19 protein-coding genes are annotated in these 17,228 nt (G+C 64.6%); 6 read left to right on the top strand and 13 right to left on the bottom strand.

Going from position 1 to position 17,228, the window contains the following annotated elements:
• Positions 1–239 precede the first annotated feature (239 nt).
• From ACXJ16_RS25310 to ACXJ16_RS25285, 6 genes are all read right to left on the bottom strand, one after another.
• Positions 240–1,082 (bottom strand): SapC family protein, encoded by an 843-nt coding sequence (locus ACXJ16_RS25310; protein WP_054436060.1) that lies wholly within the window; start codon positions 1,080–1,082, stop codon positions 240–242.
• 361 nt (positions 1,083–1,443) lie between these two features.
• Positions 1,444–2,157, bottom strand: a complete 714-nt coding sequence (locus tag ACXJ16_RS25305; protein ID WP_463922491.1) for an SDR family NAD(P)-dependent oxidoreductase — start codon at positions 2,155–2,157, stop codon at positions 1,444–1,446.
• Positions 2,150–3,364, bottom strand: coding sequence for an MFS transporter (locus ACXJ16_RS25300; protein ID WP_463922490.1), 1,215 nt, complete (start codon positions 3,362–3,364; stop codon positions 2,150–2,152). Before ACXJ16_RS25300 ends, ACXJ16_RS25305 begins: the two co-directional genes overlap by 8 nt.
• Before the next feature lie 55 nt (positions 3,365–3,419).
• Entirely contained in the window at positions 3,420–4,169 is a 750-nt protein-coding gene (locus ACXJ16_RS25295) for an SDR family NAD(P)-dependent oxidoreductase (protein WP_463922488.1), read from the bottom strand.
• On the bottom strand, positions 4,169–4,717 hold the full coding sequence (locus ACXJ16_RS25290; RefSeq protein WP_463922487.1) for a cupin domain-containing protein: 549 nt from the start codon (positions 4,715–4,717) through the stop codon (positions 4,169–4,171). The genes ACXJ16_RS25295 and ACXJ16_RS25290 overlap by 1 nt, the downstream gene beginning before the upstream one ends.
• Positions 4,714–5,658: a fumarylacetoacetate hydrolase family protein gene (locus tag ACXJ16_RS25285; RefSeq protein ID WP_463922486.1), complete on the bottom strand. Its 945-nt coding sequence runs from the start codon at positions 5,656–5,658 to the stop codon at positions 4,714–4,716. Before ACXJ16_RS25285 ends, ACXJ16_RS25290 begins: the two co-directional genes overlap by 4 nt.
• Before the next feature lie 173 nt (positions 5,659–5,831).
• Between ACXJ16_RS25285 and hisD the strand changes: the two genes are divergently transcribed.
• From hisD to ACXJ16_RS25260, 5 genes are read left to right on the top strand one after another with little or no spacing between them, the layout of a single operon-like run.
• Positions 5,832–7,163, top strand: coding sequence for a histidinol dehydrogenase (hisD, locus tag ACXJ16_RS25280; RefSeq protein WP_463922485.1), 1,332 nt, complete (start codon positions 5,832–5,834; stop codon positions 7,161–7,163).
• Between the two features lie 2 nt (positions 7,164–7,165).
• A complete protein-coding gene (locus tag ACXJ16_RS25275) occupies positions 7,166–7,921 on the top strand; it encodes an SDR family NAD(P)-dependent oxidoreductase (protein ID WP_463922484.1) in 756 nt (251 codons plus the stop codon).
• Positions 7,922–7,946: 25 nt separating this feature from the next.
• Entirely contained in the window at positions 7,947–9,098 is a 1,152-nt protein-coding gene (locus ACXJ16_RS25270) for an alpha/beta hydrolase (protein ID WP_463922483.1), read from the top strand.
• Between the two features lie 5 nt (positions 9,099–9,103).
• The gene (locus ACXJ16_RS25265) at positions 9,104–9,511 is read left to right on the top strand and encodes a VOC family protein (RefSeq protein WP_054436051.1); all 408 of its coding nucleotides are present in this window, start codon (positions 9,104–9,106) and stop codon (positions 9,509–9,511) included.
• Positions 9,508–9,798, top strand: a complete 291-nt coding sequence (locus ACXJ16_RS25260; RefSeq protein ID WP_463922482.1) for an antibiotic biosynthesis monooxygenase family protein — start codon at positions 9,508–9,510, stop codon at positions 9,796–9,798. The genes ACXJ16_RS25265 and ACXJ16_RS25260 overlap by 4 nt, the downstream gene beginning before the upstream one ends.
• Before the next feature lie 8 nt (positions 9,799–9,806).
• Here the strand turns inward: ACXJ16_RS25260 and ACXJ16_RS25255 are convergent, their stop codons facing one another.
• The 5 genes from ACXJ16_RS25255 to ACXJ16_RS25235 all read right to left on the bottom strand — a co-directional run bounded on the left by ACXJ16_RS25255 (position 9,807) and on the right by ACXJ16_RS25235 (position 14,679).
• A complete protein-coding gene (locus tag ACXJ16_RS25255) occupies positions 9,807–10,778 on the bottom strand; it encodes a nucleoside hydrolase (RefSeq protein ID WP_463922481.1) in 972 nt (323 codons plus the stop codon).
• Between the two features lie 91 nt (positions 10,779–10,869).
• Complete coding sequence (locus tag ACXJ16_RS25250) at positions 10,870–11,940, bottom strand: VOC family protein (RefSeq protein ID WP_463922480.1); 1,071 nt, start codon at positions 11,938–11,940, stop codon at positions 10,870–10,872.
• Positions 11,941–12,050: 110 nt separating this feature from the next.
• A complete protein-coding gene (locus ACXJ16_RS25245) occupies positions 12,051–12,287 on the bottom strand; it encodes a hypothetical protein (protein WP_463922478.1) in 237 nt (78 codons plus the stop codon).
• On the bottom strand, positions 12,287–13,870 hold the full coding sequence (locus tag ACXJ16_RS25240; RefSeq protein ID WP_463922477.1) for a phytoene desaturase family protein: 1,584 nt from the start codon (positions 13,868–13,870) through the stop codon (positions 12,287–12,289). Before ACXJ16_RS25240 ends, ACXJ16_RS25245 begins: the two co-directional genes overlap by 1 nt.
• On the bottom strand, positions 13,867–14,679 hold the full coding sequence (locus tag ACXJ16_RS25235) for an SDR family NAD(P)-dependent oxidoreductase (protein WP_463922476.1): 813 nt from the start codon (positions 14,677–14,679) through the stop codon (positions 13,867–13,869). The genes ACXJ16_RS25240 and ACXJ16_RS25235 overlap by 4 nt, the downstream gene beginning before the upstream one ends.
• Positions 14,680–14,765: 86 nt before the next feature.
• Between ACXJ16_RS25235 and ACXJ16_RS25230 the strand changes: the two genes are divergently transcribed.
• Positions 14,766–15,230 (top strand): winged helix-turn-helix transcriptional regulator, encoded by a 465-nt coding sequence (locus tag ACXJ16_RS25230; protein WP_463922475.1) that lies wholly within the window; start codon positions 14,766–14,768, stop codon positions 15,228–15,230.
• Between the two features lie 20 nt (positions 15,231–15,250).
• Here ACXJ16_RS25230 and ACXJ16_RS25225 read toward each other — a convergent pair whose 3' ends face one another.
• Entirely contained in the window at positions 15,251–16,153 is a 903-nt protein-coding gene (locus tag ACXJ16_RS25225; RefSeq protein WP_463922474.1) for an SDR family NAD(P)-dependent oxidoreductase, read from the bottom strand.
• A gap of 11 nt (positions 16,154–16,164) precedes the next feature.
• A complete protein-coding gene (locus tag ACXJ16_RS25220) occupies positions 16,165–17,091 on the bottom strand; it encodes an SDR family NAD(P)-dependent oxidoreductase (protein WP_185999291.1) in 927 nt (308 codons plus the stop codon).
• Between the last annotated feature and the right edge of the window lie 137 nt (positions 17,092–17,228).

The raw sequence follows: 17,228 nt of genomic DNA, 5'->3' as shown, positions 1-17,228 counted from the left end.
ATGCCCCCCGGATGCCTGGTCGGCAAGTTGCCCGGCCCGCCCCCGGGGCGGGATTTCGCAGCTGTACGACACGGGATCGCCAGCGGGGAATCCGGGACAACACTTAGAAATGAAGAGGAAAAATTTCTTACTTATCAGATTGTTAAGAAATTTTTTCCGGTTTGATTACGCGCACGCGAGTCAACGCCGCCCTCCCCGCTCCCACCGGGAGCAGGCAAGGCGGTGCCGGTCGGTCGGTGTCAGGTGTCGCGCGCGACGGCCGCCAGGGCGTCCCACTTCGCTTGCGAAGCGATCTGCGCATGGATCGCGGGCAGCGCTCCCGCTTCGCGCAGCCGCAGGAACTGTTCGGAATCCAGCCCCTCGAACCGGGCGCGGTTCACGGTCACATATTCCACCAGCAGGCTCGGCTCGGTCGAATTCGGCGCCGTGTAATGGACCCGCTTGGGCTCGAACAGGTCGAGTTCGTCCAGCAGGGCAATGAGAACGCGGGTGCGTGCCTGAGCCGCTTCGTAATTCTCGCAGAAGTGCAGCGCCTGCAGCGTCAGTTCGGTAGGTTCGCCCTTTTCGAAAAGGACGACCGAATCTTCATCGCCCCTGTTCGCAACGCGGCCCGACGCGTGGTCCAGGCAGAGGATCAGGCGATCGCTTCCCTCGTCACGGGCGAAGACGAAGGGATAACGGCGCAGGTAGGCCGGAATATAGGCCCCCGCCTGATAGCGCCCTTCCGAAACGAAAAGGTTCCGCTCGGCTTCGAGGCCGGTAACGACGTAGGGCTGACGATCTTCGCCGAAGAACAGGATCGGATAGTCGAGTGCCGCGCGCTCGAACTCATCAACAGTGAGCTGGATCATCGGTGCGGTAGCGGCAAAGCCGAAATCGGTCGGCGCGACGACGACAGCTGCATCGGCGTGCGTGACGCTGTGTACAGGCCGCGGTTCGCGGTAGAGCGGCAGACTGCCGTTCACCTGCGGCTCAGCCACGGCCCCACCCGCGACAGCGCCTGCAACGGTGCCACCGACAGCGGCGTCAACACCGGCTGCCACATCGACGGCCTTGCGATTCTTTTGCTTAATTTCGGTCATGCCCCACCAAACTATAATGCCCCAAAATCACCCCCCGACAGATCGCACCCCAATCGCGCTATCCATCGGAATTCAGTGACTTATACAGTTTGCGGCCTAGGGAAAGGTAAACAAGGCCGCAAGGATGAATTCTATCGGACACACCAATCCGCGGTGCAATCCGGACATTTACCTATTGGCTAATATAGGAGGTAAACGGCCCCTGCGATTTCGCGGCGCCGAAATTGTGCGAGACACGGGCAATTGGGGGCTTCAAACCCTAACGCGGAGGGCACTGGTCCGGATGTTTCGGGGCAGAAAACACCGCCGGCACGATAGGCCGGCACGATAGGCGGGCACGATAAGCCGCCTCTGGCCGCTGTCACCAACCCGTGGCGCCGGCATCGATCGCGATATCTGCAGCGGTAACGTACCGGGCCTCGTCGCTTGCGAGCCAGGTGGCGGCCCATGCGATGTCCTCGGGCTCGCCGAGTCGCTTGAGCATGTTCTTCGCCAGAACCTGCTGCTCGAAGGCCGGGTCCGCCTCGAGGTGGCGCGCGGTGGCCGCAGTGCGGATGAAACCGGGCGCGATGGTGTTGGCGCGGATGCCATGCGGAGCGCCTTCCATCGCGAGCTGCCGCGTCATGGCCAGTACGCCTCCCTTGCCCGCACAATGCGCCAGCGCAGGAGAACCTTCGAGGGCATGACGGGCATTGGCCGAGGCGAAGTTGACGATGCTGGCCTTGCCGCTTGCCCTGAGCCACGGCCAGGCCGCGCGGGTCGCCAGATAGACGATGTCGAGTTCGCCGGTCAGCGTTTTTCGCCAGTCGGCATAACCAAGGTCCTCTATCCAGCCGAACACCGCAAAGGCCGCCGCGTTCACAAGTATGTCGATGCGCCCGCACGAAGCGCCGATTTCCGCAAATAGTGCGTTCGTGGCCGCTTCGTCAGTGAGGTCGCAGTTCCGATCCGTTCCCGAAAGGTCGACACCGATCACCGCGGCGCCCTCCTTGCGGAACATGTCCGCCACGCCTTCTCCGATGCCGTTCGCCGCCCCCGTGACGACCGCGATCTTGTCGTTCAGACGCTCAGCCATGCGCCGTCGCTCCGTTCCTGCCAAGAGACGCGCGCGCGGCCAGCAAGGCGACTATCACGCCGCCCAGCGCCGCTATCGAGAGCACCGAGAAAGCGCCGAGCAAGCCCCCGGTGCGCTGGCCCGCGAAGGTCACCACGATGGGCGAAAGGAACTGGCCGAAAGCGAAAGCCGATTGCCAGAAGCCGGTTCCGCGTCCACGGAATTCGAACTTCAGGATCGACATGGACCACACCAGCAACGTCGGCAGAAGCAGGCCCGCACCTACCTGGTTGACGAAGCACCCGGCGAGGAAGCCCGGCACCGCGCCAGACCGGGCCATCAGCATGAAGCCCATCGAGAGCAGCGCGAATTCAAGGAGCAGCAGCCTGCCGACAGGCCACTTACGGCCCAGCCGCGAATAGAGGAAGGTGCCCAGCGGCACGCCGATCGAAGCGATCGAGGTCAGGAAACCTCGCTCGGCCGGGCTGGCGAGGCCCAGTTCGGCAAGCCCGCTCGGTGCCTGGATCTGCACCGTATAGAAGAACACCGAACCGTAGACGGTAATGGCAACGATCATCGCCATCCTTGCCCAGGGGAACCCCTCCCAAGAGCGGTTATGCGGCGCTGCATCGGCGTCCTCTTCCCTGAAGCCGTCCCCCGAGGGCTCCCAGGTGAACTTCCAGACCAGGACAAACATCACCAGCGCCGAGGCATAGGCCCAGAACGGCGTGCGCCAGCCACCCTCGCCCATGATACCGCCGAGGTTGAAGAAGAGCAGCGCCGACATCGAGGCGAAGGCGGTCTGCGCCGCCAGCCATTTGTCCCGCGAGGCACCCTTGTAATAGTCGCCGATCATCGTCGTCGAAAGAACGTAGATCAGCGCTTCGGCAATCCCCACGCCCACGCGCGAGATCAGGATATGCGTGAGGTCGGTCAGGAAAACCGGCATGACGCCAACAACCGCATAGAGCAGGAATGCCGCCAACAGGAGGCGCCGCCGGCCGAACCAGTCGCCCAGCATCCCTGCGAGCGGACAGAGCAGCGCCACGCAGAGCGAAGGCAACGTCAGGACCATCGGCACCCAGTATTCGTGTCCGGGTACCGTGCGGTAATGCGCCATCAGGTCGGGAATGATCGGCGTCAACAGCACGATCGCCATCGTTGTCAGCGTGATCGGCAGCAGCAGCGAGATGCCGGTCAGCATGCCCGGTTCATGATGGCGTGTCATTCTCTCCCTTTCCTTCGGCCGGTTCTCTTTCCGGCCTGATATCAAAGCGCTTTTTTCAGCTACCGTCGGTTATCAGCGTGCCGCCGTCCACCACGAGGTTGTGCCCGGTGACGAAAGCCCCTGCGTCGGAAGCCAGGAACACGGCAGCGCCTGCGACCTCCTGCGGCGTGCCGGGGCGGCGAAGCGGCGTCATCGCCATGCGGCGGGCCATGAAGGCCTCGTCCGCCAGCAAAGGTCCTGACAGTTCGGTGGCGATGAAACCGGGCGAGATCGCATTCACGCGCACCCCGCGCGGCCCCCACTCCACCGCCAGATTACGCGCCAGTTGCGCAACACCCGCCTTGGCGAGAGCATAAGCGTTGATTCGCCCGTTGCCCCTCAGCCCCGAAAGGCTGGAAACCAGCACCGCAACCCCGCCGTCGCGCTCCGCGATTTTCGGCAGGGCCAGATTGCAGAGCGCGACCTGACTGGTGAGATTGATCGCCATGACACGGGCATAGTCGGCCATGTCGAGATCGGCGAAAGGCCCCGCCCTGCCGGTGATCCCGGCATTGCAGACAAGCACGTCCAGCCCGCCGAATTCAGCCACCGCGCGATCCACCAAAGCGGCCAGCGCCGCATCGTCGGTCACATCGCAAGGCTGGCCCGGCATCCCGAGTTCGGCAGCGACGCGTGCGGTGTCCTGCGCATCCTCGCTGGAGATCACCACGCGCGCGCCTTGTGCGATCAGCCCCTCGGCAATGGCGCGCCCGATCCCGCGTGTGGAGCCGGTGACGATCGCGCTTTTGCCGGAGAGGTCGAACATCAGCCCTTGTCCGCCGCCGCGTTGTAGACCGGATCGACCTGCTCGGGCTTGGCCTCGTCCAGCGGCACGCCGTTGTGGAGATAGGCCGGTGCCTCGATCAGGATGAAGGCGATCCGGCAAACCTCTGCGGTAGTATTGCGCCAGAGATGGTTGGTCCCGCGCTGGACGATGATGCCGCCTTCGCGCACAATCGTCTTGCGGCCGTCTTCCAGCTCCAGTTCGATCGCGCCCTTCAGCACGATGCCGTAGTCGATCGAGTTGGTGCGGTGCATCGGGCTCTGCTTGCCCGGCAGCATGTCCACCACGCGGATCACCGATCCGCCTTCCAGCGTGGTCCCGGTGGGGCGTTCGCGCCCCTCGATCTCGTCGTTGTTGTCGGCGGGGACGGTGGCGGTCGTCCAGATGGTCAGGAACGAGGCATCGCCCGAGGGGATCATTTTCGTCGGCGTCACGTCTTCGGAGCGGAACACCGCGCGGCCTTGCGCATCATGCCCGGTAACGACGCGCTGGATCGGCGGCAGGCCGGAATCGGAAAGAACTTCACTCATGCCTTTACGACCTTCTGTTCGATGACGCCGAACGGCGCGCGGCCATCGGCAAGGGTTCCCTGCATCCGCACGGTGTCGCCAAAGCGCATGAATTCGGTGCGGGGCTCTCCGAAATCGACCAGTTCGATCCCGCGCCGCTCGGCGATGCAGGAGGAGCCGATCTCGCGGTAATTCTCATTGGAAACGGTGCCCGATCCGATCACCGTGCCCGCCACCAGATCGCGCGTGGCACAGGCGTGGGCGACCAGCTCGTGGAAACCATGCCCCATCGGCTCGCCATTGGCGGCGCCAAAGCGCTGGCCGTTCCAGTCCACCAAGAGGTTCATGCAGACGCGGCCGTTGCGCCACTCATCGCCCAGTTCTTCCGGCGTGACCGCAAAGGGCGCCATCGAACAGGGCGGCTTGGCCTGAACCCAGCCGAAGCCGGTCTTCATCTCCGGCCCGGCCAGTTTGCGCAGCGACCAGTCGTTGATCTGCACGATCAGGCGGATGTGCTTCATGCAGTCCTCAGCCGAAGTCCCCATCGGCACGGCATCGACGATCACGCCAAATTCGCCTTCGAAATCGATGCCGTTCTCTTCGCTGAGGAAGCGCACGTCCTCGGCAGGGCCGTAAAACTTGTCGGAAGTACCCTGATACATCAGCGGCTTGCCGGTCTTCACCGGCACCACGCCGAGTGCCTTGTCCATCAGTTCGCCGTGGCAGGCGAAAGCGGAGCCATCGAGCCACTGCCACGCACGCGGCAACGGAGCACGCAGCAACGCGGCATCCAATGCTTCGGGAAACTCCGAAATCCCGGCCAGCACGGGCGCGACGAAGGCCCAGCTTTCCATCGCCTGCTGCAGCGTATCCACAGGCGCAGGCGCGAAACGGTCGCCCTCGGGCGAAACGACGACGAGGCGCCCGTCGGGGGTGCCGTCATCGAGAGTGGCGAGGCGCATTGTTCCTTGTTCTCCCGGAATGCTCTTTGCTTGGAAGAACGGCTAGCGAAGCCCCCCTGCGGCAACAACGGCATAGGATCGATAGCAAGCCATCGATAACATGCGATGGTCCCCGCTCGCCCGCCGGCGCTAGGTCCGATGAAAATCACGTCACACCGGATCGGGAGAATACAATGGCCACCTGGCTGAAGCGCGGCGCCACTGCCGAGGCAAAGGCAGACGCGGATCGCAAGGTTCGCGACATCGTCGAGGCGGCACTTGCCGATATCGAGAAGCGCGGCGACGAAGCGGTGCGCGAGATGTCCATCAAGTTCGACGGCTGGGACCGCGACGACTATCGCCTTTCACAGGCCGAGATCGACGCCTGCGTCGACAGCCTGACCCCGCAGGAATGCAAGGACATCGAGTTCGCGCAGGCGCAAGTGAAGAACTTCGCCCAGATCCAGCGCGATTCGATGAAGGACGTGGAGGTCGAGACGCTGCCCGGCGTCGTGCTCGGCCACAGGAACATCCCGCTGGGTTCGGCCGGCTGCTACGTGCCCGGCGGCAAGTATCCGCTGCTCGCCTCCGCGCACATGTCGGTGATCACCGCCAAGGTTGCGGGGGTAAAGCGCGTCGTGACCTGCGCCCCGCCGTTCCAGGGCAAGCCGGCGCGCGCCATTGTCGCAGCCCAAGCCATGGCCGGGGCCGATGCGATCTATGCGCTGGGCGGTATTCAGGCCGTCGGCGCGATGGCGATCGGCACGCAGAGCATCGATCCGGTCGATATCCTCGTCGGCCCCGGCAATGCCTTCGTCGCCGAAGCCAAGCGCCAGCTTTTCGGCCGCGTCGGCATCGACCTGTTCGCAGGCCCCACCGAAACGCTGATCATTGCCGACGAGATCGGCTGCGACCCCGAAATCGCCGCCACCGATATCCTCGGCCAGGTCGAGCACGGGCCTGACAGCCCCGGCGTGCTGCTGACCAATTCCGAGAAGTTCGCCCGCGCCACCATGGCCGAGATCGAGCGACTGCTCCAGATCCTCCCCACCGCCGATCATGCCCGCAAGGCCTGGGAGAACTTCGGCGAAGTGATCGTGGCCGACAGCTACGAGGAGATGGTCAACATCGCCGACGAGATCGCCAGCGAGCACGTGCAGGTGATGACCGCCGATCCGGACTACTTCCTCCAGAACATGACCAATTACGGCGCGCTGTTCCTGGGGAGCCGCACCAATGTCAGCTTCGGCGACAAGGTGATCGGCACCAACCACACGCTGCCGACGAAGAAATCGGCGCGTTACACGGGCGGTCTCTGGGTCGGCAAATTCCTGAAGACCTGCACCTATCAGCGCGTCACTACCGACGAGGCTTCGGCGCTGATCGGCGAATATTGCTCGCGTCTCTGCGCGCTGGAAGGCTTCGCGGGGCACGGCGAGCAGGCCAATATCCGCGTGCGCCGCTTCGGCGGGCGCAACGTGCCCTATGCCGGGCAGGCCGAACCGACACCCGAAACGGCGGCCTGACCGTGGCGATCCCGCAGACGCCGAGCCTGCGCCTTGACGGGCGACGGGCTCTGGTGACCGGGGCGGGCCGAGGCATCGGCCTCGGCGCCGCCGCCTCGCTGGCGGCAGCGGGCGCGGAGGTCACGCTTGTTGCCCGCACCTCGGCAGAGATCGACGCGGCAGCCGAGGAGATCGGGAATGGCACCAAGGCCGCGACACTCGACGTTTCGGACCTCGGCGCTGTCGCCGCATTCTTCGCGGACCGCGCGCCGTTCCACGTCCTCGTCAACAATGCCGGCACCAACCGCCCCAAGCCGATGTGGGAGGTGAGCGAGGACGATTACGACGCCGTGCTCGACCTCAATCTCAAGTCCGCCTTCTTCGTGGCGCAGGCCTGCGTGACGCGGATGATCGATACCGGCACGCCGGGCAGCCTGATTCACATGGGCAGCCAGATGGGGCACGTGGGCGGACCGAACCGCGCGCTTTACTGCGCCAGCAAATGGGCGCTGGAGGGCATGAACAAGGCCATGGCGCTGGACCTTGCCCCGCACGGCATCCGCTCCAACACCATCGCGCCCACTTTCATCGAAACCCCGCTGACCCGGCCGTTCTTCGAGGACGAGGCGTTCAAAGCCAGCGTGCTTTCCAAAATCAAGCTCGGCCGCATCGGTCAGGTGGAGGATCTGATGGGCGCGGTGCTGTTCCTCGCCTCCGACGCTTCCGCGCTGATGACCGGCACCAGCCTTGTCGTCGATGGCGGCTGGACCGCCGAATAACTCCCTTACCCTTTCAGGATAGATCATGTTCGAACCGTTCCCCGGAAACTACGTCTGGAACCTCGCCACCAACCTCGCGCTCGCTTGCGGGGGCAATTACGGCGAGATCGACGAGGCCAACCGCCCGATCATGGAAGCGAGCGAGGCCGGCGCCGATGCCGGTTCCGCACAGATGTTCGATAGCTGGATCGCCGTCGCCGATCAGGTCACGGCCAATGCGGAAGGCGACGAGGCCGCCGGCTACCTGCTCTCCGCCGGCACCAAGTACTTGCGCGCCTCCGGCTATTACCTCGCTGCCGAACGGATGCAGAGCCGCGACTATGCCCCGCGCTGGGCGGCCTATGACAAGGGTCTGGAACTGTTCCACAAGGGCGCGAAGCTGCGCGGGCTGCATGTCGACAAAGTGGAGATTCCCTACGAGGACGGCGCCTACACCGCCATTTTCGTCCACGACGGTTCGGGCACGCCGCGCCCCACGCTGGTCTCGGTCAACGGGCTCGATTCGATGAAGGAGCAGGTCTGCATGGCGGGGCATGGCCAGTCGAACCTGGAGCGGGGGATGAACACCCTGTTCGTGGACCAGCCCGGCACCGGCGAGGCGATCCGCAAGCGCGGCCTTCCCGCCGTGTTCGACGGTGAGCGCTGGGGCACGCCCGCGCTCGAATACCTGCTGACGCGCAGCGATGTGATCCACGACCGTATCGGCATTTTCGGCCTCTCCTTCGGCGGCTACCACGCGCCGCGCATCGCCGCCAACGAGCCGCGCTATGCGCTCTGCGCGGTGATGGGCGCCAACCACGTCTGGGGCCGCCGCCAGCGCGAACGCCTCGCCAACGAGGGCGAGAACCCGGTGCCGCACTACTGGGATCACGTCATGTGGGTGTTCGGGATCGAAGACCGCGACGCTTTCCTCGAATATGCCGACCAGATCACGCTCGACGGGCAGGTGGAGAAAATCCGCATGCCCTTCCTCGTCACCCACGGCGAGAACGACCGCCAGATCCCCGCCTTCAACGCGCAGCTCAGCTACGATCAGGCGGTGAACAGCCCCAGGCGCACGCTCCGCATCTTCACCAGGAAGGATTTCGAGGTAGAGCACTGCGGCGCCGACAACGGCACCGGCATGCGCGACTATATCGCCGACTGGTGCGCCGAAACCTTCTCGGAAATGGGCTGATCCAGATGGCCGAATTCACCTTCCACCACGGCGGCGTTTCCGTCCCCAGCCTTGACGAGGCGATCGACTGGTACGGCCGCGTGCTCGGCTTCGAGGTCGAGAAAAAGTTCTATATCGAGGCGGCGAAATCCCGCACCGCCATGGTCCGCAAGGGCCCGCTGCGGTTCGAGATCTTCGAGGTGGAAGGTGCCGCCGCCCTCCCCGAAGACCGCCGCTTCCCTCCGCGCGATCTCAAGACCCATGGCAACAAGCACGTTGCCTTCCGGGTGGAAGACCTCGAAGTGTTCCTGACGGAAATGGCGGAAAAGCACGCGGACGTGGCATTCGTGGTGCGGGAGGCCTTCGGCAAGGGCTGCTTCATCCGCGACTGCGCGGGCAACCTGATCGAATTCGTCGAGGAGCCGAGCCTGTGATCCACGAAATCGCCACCCTCACCATCGACCCGGCGCGCGCCGCCACCTTCGAGGCGGCCGTTGCCGAGGCCCGCCCGCATTTCGAAGCGGCCAAGGGCTTCGTCTCCTTCGCACTGCAACGCTCGGTGGAGAATCCCGCGCGCTATCACCTCGTGGTCGGCTGGGAGAGCGTAGAGGCCCACTTGGTCGATTTCCGCGAGTCCGAAGGTTTTCAGGCCTGGCGCGCGCTGGCAGGACCCTTCTTCGTCGAAGCCCCCTCGGTCGAGCATTTCGTGCAGGCCTGCTGAGCTAAACTTCACCTGCGCGCGTGGAGCCGCATCAGGGCAAAGAAATCTCCGAACGTAAGCCGCGCATCCAGCGTTCGGAACACGCGCAGGCTCCGCCCCGCGATTTCCTCACCATATGTGCAGTCCGCCTTGATCCGCCGGCCGGGCAGATCGACATGCGTGCTGCTCTCCTGCGAAATCGCGCTGAGCAACACGGTCGGGCTGTCGCCCAGCGGCCAGCTTCCGCCCACATCGACGAACGCGGGCGGCGTCGTGAAACGGTCGTAGAGCCATTCGCCGAAGGGCGAGATCGGCCGAAGCTGCTCGGCCAGTTCCGCGACCGAGAACTGCATCTGCCGATAGGCATCCTGCGGAATCTGCCAGAGCGGCACTTTCGACTGCTCGATCACGATCTGTGCGGCGGCGATGTCGGAGGAAAGATTGTATTCCCAGCCGCCCGCCGGATAGGCGCCGCCTCCGATCCAGATCACCGTCATGCGTCCGGCGATCTTCGGTTCAAGGCGCAGCGCCGCCGCAAGGTTGGTGAGCGGGCCGCCGCAAGTGAAGTAGAGCGGCAGGGGATCGTCGCGCATGGCCTCGGCCACGATGGCCCGCGCCGCAGCGCTCGCCTCGGGCTGGACGGCGCCCAGCAGTTCCGATCCGGCCATCACCGGCGGCGCCTTTGCGATCCCCGCGCGGCGGATGAGTTCCTTCGCCACGGCGCGTCCGGCAGCAGCCGTGGTTCCGGCAGGCACATCGCCCAGCAGCTTCGGGTCGAGCGCGGATGCAGTGACAAGCACGGTATGGGTACGGGGCGACAGCAACTGATGCGCCAGCGCGACCAGACCGTCCGGATCGCCGGCAAAATCGTTGTCCACGATGACCCGTGCCGACGCCTTCTGCGGGATCCGGCGATAGGTTTCCGCACGGCCGAAACCCGGAAGCAGCGCGCTTCCCACGATCACCCCGCAGGACGCGACGAAACTGCGACGTGATGGCACGCGCCCTCCCATTCAAGAATTATTATTCCAATTTATACGACTGCGGCCGCCATGCAAGTCGCAAGCCGGCCGATCCGTCAGCCCCGCACCGTCAAAGCGCGTGCTCGTCGTCCTCGGTCAGTTCGTTCAGCTTGCCATGGACCGGGAGCTTGCCGGGCCGGGTCTTGCGAAACGGCGCGAAACTGGCGCGATCGGCGTCGAACGCCATGTCCCAGGGAATATTGTCGCCCCGGAAGATCGGCGGGGCATTGTTCGACCAGAGCAGCGAACCGAAGCGGAAATCCCAGGCGCGCGGCACCCAGTTGTCGTCCAGATAGTCGGTGTCGGCGTGGTACTCCGCTTCGCCCGCCTTTCCGGGCATGTCGCAGTAATAGTAGATCGCGCTGGAAATGCGGTGGCGGGATATGCCGCCCGAACTGTTCATGCTCTCGTTCTTCCAGCCCTTTCGCTCCATGATGTTGGCGCCCAGCATGACTTCGTCGATGTCGTCCATGCCGAAGGCGATGTGCATGAATTTGAAGTGGTCGGGCGCGATAGGCAGGTCGCAGTTCACCCAGAAGATCGAATGATGCTCATACGTGCCGTCCGCCCGCGCGAAGATGCCCGAGCCCTTCGAATGATCGACATAACGGAAGCCGAAATGGCGTTCGTAGAATTCGAAGCTGCCGACATAATCGGGAGAGAAGAACACGACGTGATTGATCGTCTTGGGTATCGCTGCCCGGCGCCAGATGCGGTGCTGGTTGAATCGCGGATAGCTGGTGGGCGTGTTCACCGGGCTCGCTTCGGAATGGAACACCCGCTTGTCCCACACGCGCAGCGCAATCGGCTGACCATCGGGGCAGACAGCGTGGACGGCGCCGTCCGCATTGCGGGAAACGGCAACGTCGCGCGCCAGGCTGACGGCAATCGCTTCGAGGCTGTCGGCCGTGTCCACGCCCCAGACGGTTTCCTTGAGGCCGTCTCCGGGAAACGGATCGGGGCTCGGCAGGCGCGCATCGCCGTGGCGCAGGAGGATGACCCGGCTGCCCGATGCGAGGCGGAACACCGTTTCGTCCGCTCCTGCGCTTTCCAGCGGCAGGCCGAAATCGGTCCAGAACCGCGTATGTTCCGCCAGGTCCGTCACCCCGAACAGAACGCTCTCAACTCCCAGAATGCTCATGCTTGTTTCAATCCTGACTGCTCCGGAGTCCCCTTATGGGGGGCCGGAGCAGCCTGGAAAAACGCATGGAATCGGATCGCTTCTATCGAGCCCGCCGATGCCCCGCGCTGTCAGCGGCTCCTGCGAAACAGCAGGCTCAGCAGGAACAGCACCGTCTTCGCGTCAAGCAGTCGGAGCGCCGCGCGTGCCTCCTGCGGCGTGACTTTCGCCACCATCGGCATGGCGCCGAAGATCTTGCCGCGAATGACCAGATTGTCGCCGTCCCGCTCGATCCGGCGCACGGCCATCAGTTCCTTGTCCTGCGCATCGAGGATGCGCATCACCGGAGTCTTCTTCCTGTCCACCATCACACCGCTCCCGCGCAGACCTTGTCGAATTCGATATCGAGGTCATCCATCATCTGGATCGCCGTTGCCCGGCCCGCGCCGAACACCCCGCCGCCCGGATGCATGAACGGCCCGACGAGATAGAGCCCCTCGATCCCCGGAACCCTGAGCGAACCGAGGTCCGGCGTGGGCCGGTGCGCGACGGACTGGTAGAAGAACGGCGCGCAGCCATGGATGTCACCCTTGAGGAAGCTGGCCGGGCTGTCCCGCTCATGATCGACGGGGGAGCGGATCAGGCGGCCGGTGATGTTGCCGTCATCGAGGTTCGCGTAGAATTTCCGGTACTGCGCCAGCGCGCGGTCGGCGATCTCCTCCTTGCGTTCGTCCCACGAAGCCGGACCGCCGGGCCAGAGATCATAGGGCGCGAAGTTAACCCCGTAGAACACGCCTGCACCTTCGGGGGCACGGCTGGGGTCGAAGAGCGTGTTGTCCCCGCCAGCGATCAGCCGTTCGGACACTTCGCCGCGCCGCAGCTTGTCGTACTCCAGCAGCATGTCGCGCATGGTGTAGAAGTCCATCAGTTCGGTCATCATGGCATTGGTTTCATTGCCGACCTTCAGCCGCAGCCGCTCCTTCAGGGTCAGGTGCGTGAGGTTGATCGAGAAGGTGGACTGGGTGACCCGCTCCGCCCGCTGGAGCACCGGCTCGGGCGTTTCGGCCACGAACTTGCGCAGGACATGCGGATGAATCGCGCCGATCACGCCGTCCTTGGCGGTAAACGTCTCGCCATCCACCAGTTCGAGGCCGACCGCCTTGCCGCCCGAGACGATGACCCGGCGCACTTCGGCATTGCACCGCACTTCGCCGCCGAAATGCTCGATCGCGCGGACCAGCGCGTGGGAAAGCTGGCCGGAACCGCCCCTGGGCATCGAACAGCCATAGGCGTGGATGATCCCCGGCATCAGGAAAGCACCCATGCCGGTGCCCAGTTCATCGGGCATCTGGAGGTTCTCGGTGACCATGCGCACGATGTGGATGCGCAGGAGGTCGCTTTCGAAGTACTGGTTCACCACGTCGAGCGCCGAACGCTGCATGACATCGAGGAGGAAACGCCCCTCGTCCGACTGGTCCATCATCGCCACGAAGGCCCCCATCGGGAACGGCGGGGCATAGAGGCCGGACATGAACATGGGCAGCGCCGCCATCGAGGCGGTGGCGAACTTGCGATAGGCCTCCGCATCCCTTGGCGAGAACATGGCGATTTCCTCGCAAGTCCGGTCGAGATCGCGCCACGAGCGCACGATCGTGCCGTCCTCCCAGATCGAGGCATGGGGCAGTTCGGGATAGATGTATTCGAGACCGAACTTGCCCAAGAGGCCCAGTTCGTCCTCGCGCAGCATCGGGTTGCCCTGAATCATGATGTGCACGTTGGAGTGTTCGTCATGCCAGAAGCCGGGCTGGATCAGCTCACGCGTGGAAACGCCGCCGCCGTAGTGGGGCTTGCGTTCGAGCACGATCACCTTCTTGCCCGCCTTGGCCATGTAGGCGGCGGCAACGAGGCCGTTGTGCCCTCCGCCCATGACGACGATATCGTACTGGCTCATGCCTCGCCTCCCGCAAGAAAGGCGCGGAACGGAGCGATGCCGGGGACATGGCTGGCGCAGCCGCCATCGGCGACGAGCACCTGGCCCGTGATGTTGCGCGCCGCTTCCGAAGCGAGGAAGGCCACCGCTTCGGCGATGTCGCCGGGCTCGCCCAGCCGATCCCGCAGGGTCTCATCCTCCACCATCTTGCGAAGCGGCGGGGGGAAGGCTTCCCGCAGGGCGGGCGTCATCGTCATCCCCGGCGCAACGGCATTGCAGCGTATGCCGTGGATGCCGTGGCTGGCCGCGATGGATCGCGTCATCTGGATGACCGCCGCCTTGGAAGAGGCATAGGCGGCCTGGATGACATGGCCCTGCAATGCCAGATTGGTGACCGTGTTGACCACGTTGCCCCGGCTTTCCCGCAAGTGCGGCAGCGCGGCGCGGCAGGCGATCATGGTTCCGCGCACATTGATCCGGTAAGTCCGTTCCCACAGCGCGGTATCCATGCCCTCGATATCGCCATCGTCCCGCGCGATTTCAGGACCGAGCAGCGCAGCATTGTTGTGCAGCACATCGAGCTGTCCGAAGTGGCGCAAGGTGGCGGCGATCATCGCCTCGATCGAGCCTTCGTCCTCGAGATCGAGCGGCACCGCGATCGCACCAGGCAATTCCTCCGCCAGCGCGGTCGCCGCTTCGAAGGCGATGTCGGCAATGGCGACCCTGGCCCCGCGCGCGGTCATGAGGCGCGCGGTGGCGGAACCGATCCCGCCGGCGCCGCCGGTTACGATGGCGACTTTTCCGTCGAGGCGGATGGCGTCAATGGCCATGTTTCTCTCCCATGATTGATCTTGCCCGCAAAGGTCATAAAGTGTCGGAAGGCAGCAGGAAGAAGGCACTTTTTTGTGCCCTCGCGATGATGGATGCAGGTAAATTGGAAAGCGGGGAGCAGGGGCGCGGGGAGCAGGAGCGCGGGGGCATCGCCGAACTCGCGGCGGACATGCAGGCGCATGGCACCGCGCGCGACGCCCCGGTGCGCAGCGTCATGGGCCTGCTGGGCGATCGCTGGTCGACGCTGATCCTGCTGGTGCTCAGGACCGGCGAAAGACGCCACGCCGACCTGCGACGCACGCTTTGCGACCTTTCCGAAGAAGGCGACATTTCGCAGCGCGTGCTGACGCTCAAGCTGCGCACGCTCGAACGCGACGGCTTTGCCGAACGGACGGTGAGCGAGGACATACCGCCGCGCGTGACTTATGCCCTCACCCCGCTCGGCGTGGAACTGGGCGACCGGGCGCGCGGCATGATCGACTGGGTGAACGAGCGCCAGCAGGTCATTCGCAGCGCCCGCCTTCGTTTCGACGCGCGCGAGGCGGACTGACACATTCAGCCGCCCCCGCCTTACACCGTCTGCCGGGCTGCTTCCCGCGCCTCCCTGTAACGCGCACGGCGGCCTTCCTCGATCTTCATGCGCGCGTCGAAGCCGGGATCGGCGGGATAATCCCTGAACTCGCTGATGACCTCGGCAAAGACCTCCGCCAGTTCCTCGCGAAATTCGGGATGGGAAAACACGTAGAACCGGTTCTCCTTCACCGCATCGATGGTGCGCCGCGCGATTACTTCAGGCTCCATGCCAGCCTGATGGACTTGTTCGAGCTGGCCGACGAAGGCCGTGTTCACCGCCTTGGCCCCTGCCTTGAGCGCTTCGGGGCGGATCTCGTCGCTGGCGTAGATATGCGTCTTCACCAGCCCGGGGCAAAGCATCGAAACCCCGATCCCGTGCGGAGCGAGGCTGTAGCGCAGGGATTCGCTGAGCCCGCGCACCGCGAACTTGGTGGTGTTGTAGATGCCCGGCACCCCGCTACCGAGGAATGCCGCCATCGAGGCCGTGTTGCAGACATGCCCGCCCTGCCCGCGCTCCTTCATGCGCGGAACGAACGTCGCCACGCCGTTGATAACGCCGTGCAGGTTCACGCCCAGCAGCCAGTCCCAGTCGTCGTAGGAAGATTCGTCGATCGACTGGAAAAGGTTCACCCCCGCATTGTTGAACAGCAGGCTCACCGGCCCAAGCTCGCGCTCCACCCGGTCCGCCGCCTCGGCGAAGCCTTCGCGCGAGGACACGTCGAGCGGCACGCCGATCACGGGCTGGTTCTCCAGCGTCTTCAGCGCCTCGGCAATCGCATCCTCGCGCACATCGGCGATGGCCACCTTGCAGCCCTCGGCCAGCAGCGTCCGTGCGAGGCCAAGGCCAACGCCGTTGGCCCCGCCGGTGACGAATGCGGTTCTTCCCGCCAGATCCTTCATCGGCGTCCTCCTCAGGCTTCGGCGCGCTGGTCCGCGCGGAGGCGGTTCTGGCGCGCGATCTCATCGGTGATGGCCGGATTGCGGAACAGAATTGCGAAGGTACGCTTATATTCTTCGTTATCCGGAAGCTGGGTCTGGACCGCTGCCGTGGTGGCTTCCCCGCGCTCGCGCACACCCACCAGGAACTCTCCGTGCGTGAGGATGTAAAGCTCGTCGTTGAGAATGCCCTCCAGCACCCGCTGCCCCACTTCCTCCTTGGTCTGGTAGAGGTGGAAGAACTGCCCGCCCGCCTGGCGGCCCTTGTCGGCCTCGGCATAACCGGTCTCCCCAAGCGCGTCGGGGCGGGTCTGGCTGGCCTGCGCGATGTTGGACTGGACCGCGCCGGGACAGAACGCCGAACAGATCACTCCGCGGGATTCCAGTTCGGGTCTCATGCATTCCATCATGGAGGCGACCGCCGCCTTGCCGGAGGAGTAGATCGTCGTCCCCGGAGCCGGCACGAGCGCCGACATCGAAGCCGTGTTGACGATATGCCCACCTTCGCCATGTGACAGGATTCTAGGCAAAATCGTGACGATTCCGTTGACCGTGCCGCCCAGGTTGACGCCCATCACCCAGTCCCAGTCGGCAAACGTGGCAACGTCGGTCGGGCCGACGACAGCGACGCCGGCATTGTTGCAAAGCAGGTGAATCCTGCCGAACCTGGCCTCTGCCCGATCCGCCGCCGCGGCAAAGGCGGCACGGTCGGTCACGTCCAGCCGGATCGCCAGAACCCGCTCGCCCCCGTCCAGTTCGGCCACCGCTTCGTCAAGATGGTCCTGCCGGATATCGGCGATGGTCACGTTCATGCCCGCGCCCAGCAGCGCCTTCGCAATTCCCAGTCCGATACCACTGGCCCCGCCCGTCACGAAAGCGGTCTTCCCCGGAAGATCCTGCATGCCCTCTCTCCTCTCTCGATGTGCTTTTTTCGAATCTGATCTCTTTTGTTCACCATCGAGAGATTGTATGCAAGGCTAACAATCACGAATGAGCCTATGCCGAACACGACAGGGCGAGAGGATGGATGGGAGAGGCC

This window comes from Novosphingobium sp. TK71, from assembly GCF_055361505.1.
Note: the sequence above shows the minus strand (reverse complement) of the source record. Positions and strands in the feature narration are given on the sequence as shown.

Coding starts and splice junctions, on each gene's coding strand:
- ACXJ16_RS25310 (WP_054436060.1), bottom strand. CDS start 1,082: ATGACCGAAATTAAGCAAAAGAATCGCAAGGCCGTCGATGTGGCAGCC.
- ACXJ16_RS25305 (WP_463922491.1), bottom strand. CDS start 2,157: ATGGCTGAGCGTCTGAACGACAAGATCGCGGTCGTCACGGGGGCGGCG.
- ACXJ16_RS25300 (WP_463922490.1), bottom strand. CDS start 3,364: ATGACACGCCATCATGAACCGGGCATGCTGACCGGCATCTCGCTGCTG.
- ACXJ16_RS25295 (WP_463922488.1), bottom strand. CDS start 4,169: ATGTTCGACCTCTCCGGCAAAAGCGCGATCGTCACCGGCTCCACACGC.
- ACXJ16_RS25290 (WP_463922487.1), bottom strand. CDS start 4,717: ATGAGTGAAGTTCTTTCCGATTCCGGCCTGCCGCCGATCCAGCGCGTC.
- ACXJ16_RS25285 (WP_463922486.1), bottom strand. CDS start 5,658: ATGCGCCTCGCCACTCTCGATGACGGCACCCCCGACGGGCGCCTCGTC.
- hisD (WP_463922485.1), top strand. CDS start 5,832: ATGGCCACCTGGCTGAAGCGCGGCGCCACTGCCGAGGCAAAGGCAGAC.
- ACXJ16_RS25270 (WP_463922483.1), top strand. CDS start 7,947: ATGTTCGAACCGTTCCCCGGAAACTACGTCTGGAACCTCGCCACCAAC.
- ACXJ16_RS25265 (WP_054436051.1), top strand. CDS start 9,104: ATGGCCGAATTCACCTTCCACCACGGCGGCGTTTCCGTCCCCAGCCTT.
- ACXJ16_RS25250 (WP_463922480.1), bottom strand. CDS start 11,940: ATGAGCATTCTGGGAGTTGAGAGCGTTCTGTTCGGGGTGACGGACCTG.
- ACXJ16_RS25245 (WP_463922478.1), bottom strand. CDS start 12,287: ATGGTGGACAGGAAGAAGACTCCGGTGATGCGCATCCTCGATGCGCAG.
- ACXJ16_RS25240 (WP_463922477.1), bottom strand. CDS start 13,870: ATGAGCCAGTACGATATCGTCGTCATGGGCGGAGGGCACAACGGCCTC.
- ACXJ16_RS25235 (WP_463922476.1), bottom strand. CDS start 14,679: ATGGCCATTGACGCCATCCGCCTCGACGGAAAAGTCGCCATCGTAACC.
- ACXJ16_RS25230 (WP_463922475.1), top strand. CDS start 14,766: ATGATGGATGCAGGTAAATTGGAAAGCGGGGAGCAGGGGCGCGGGGAG.
- ACXJ16_RS25225 (WP_463922474.1), bottom strand. CDS start 16,153: ATGAAGGATCTGGCGGGAAGAACCGCATTCGTCACCGGCGGGGCCAAC.
- ACXJ16_RS25220 (WP_185999291.1), bottom strand. CDS start 17,091: ATGCAGGATCTTCCGGGGAAGACCGCTTTCGTGACGGGCGGGGCCAGT.